Annotated in this window: 2 protein-coding genes; both read right to left on the bottom strand. The window is 38.4% G+C overall.

Features of this window, described 5'->3' with window-relative positions:
- Positions 1-208: 208 nt before the first annotated feature.
- A complete protein-coding gene (locus Q0192_RS06675) occupies positions 209-517 on the bottom strand; it encodes a DUF3467 domain-containing protein (protein ID WP_299287956.1) in 309 nt (102 codons plus the stop codon).
- A gap of 112 nt (positions 518-629) precedes the next feature.
- Positions 630-1,295, bottom strand: coding sequence for a UDP-galactopyranose mutase (locus Q0192_RS06670; RefSeq protein WP_299287959.1), 666 nt, complete (start codon positions 1,293-1,295; stop codon positions 630-632).
- Positions 1,296-1,374: the final 79 nt, after the last annotated feature.

Raw genomic sequence — 1,374 nt, 5'->3', positions numbered from 1 at the left:
AAGAACATATTTATCAATGCTGCGCGAAGTTTGTAAGGCTGTTTTAAGTTGATCGAAAATAAATTCAATACTAAATACATGCGGAAAAGCTTTGCGATAAATAAATACGACTGGCTTTTTACGCATTCTAAATTTGGATCAACTATATTTTAGGCATGTAAAAGAAGCATCGGACACTAAGTTTAAGCGGAAATTTTAACTTTAAATATCAAGCCTGCCCAACCGGCCCACCAAAGTTTAAAGGCAGAGCTGTTGCTTCTTTGATCTTAATTTTTCCGTTGATAGCTTCAAAACGATTGATGTTGTCTTCCAGTGCCATTACCAAACGTTTGGCATGTTCGGGCGTTAAAATGATACGGCTTTTTACTCTTGCCTTAGGTACGCCGGGCATCACGCGGATAAAATCCAACACAAACTCTGAGTCGGAATGGGTAATGATGGCCAGGTTAGAATAAATCCCTTCAGCCATTTCTTCAGACAGTTCTATATTTAATGGGTTTTCATTAGTTTCTTCCATAACTTTAAATTTAAAGTAAATATAATGCTTCTTTTATCGGCTAAAAATCAGTGAAAAGAAAATTGAAAAAACAAAAAAGGCAGCCCATAAAATAAGCTGCCTTTTGGAGAATTTAATTTGCTTCGGCAAAATGCGTTTCTACTTTTTTCAAAGCCGAACCAATAATTTGGTGCATATCGTAATAACGGTATTCGGCTAAACGGCCGCCAAAAATCACGTTATGTTCTTCATCGGCCAACGCTTTGTATTTTTTATACGTCTCGTTGTTCAACTGATCGTTAATTGGGTAAAAAGGCTCGTTGCTTTCGTCCCACTCAGCCGGATGTTCGTGCGTGATGACTGTTTTTGGTTGTGTGCCAAACTCAAAATGTTTGTGTTCGATTATCCGGGTGTATGGGATTTCGCGTTCGGTATAGTTCACCAAAGCGCTGCCCTGATAATTGTCGGTATCCAACGTTTGCTGATCAAAACGCAAACTCCGGTACTGCAATTTGCCAAACTGGTAATCGTAGTACTGGTCTATTTTACCGGTAAAAACAATTTTCGGCGCCAAAGAATCATAATATTCTTTGTTGTCGAAATAGTTTTCGTTCAAACGTACTTCGGTTCCTTCGAGCAAACCTTCAGTCAATTTGTTGTAACCGCCAATCGGGATTCCCTGGTAAGCATCGTTAAAATAATTGTTATCGTAAGTAAACCTTACCGGCAAACGCTTGATGATGAAAGCAGGCAAATCTTTACAATCGCGGCCCCATTGTTTTTCCGTGTAACCTTTGATGAGTTTTTCGTAAATATCTGTTCAAACTAACGACAAAGCTTGTTCTTCCAAATATTGCGGTTCTTGAATGTTTAAATCT

This window comes from uncultured Mucilaginibacter sp., assembly GCF_937859865.1.
Taxonomy (GTDB): domain Bacteria; phylum Bacteroidota; class Bacteroidia; order Sphingobacteriales; family Sphingobacteriaceae; genus Mucilaginibacter_A.
The sequence above is the reverse complement of the archived record's forward strand: the minus strand, read 5'-3'. Positions and strand labels throughout refer to the sequence as shown.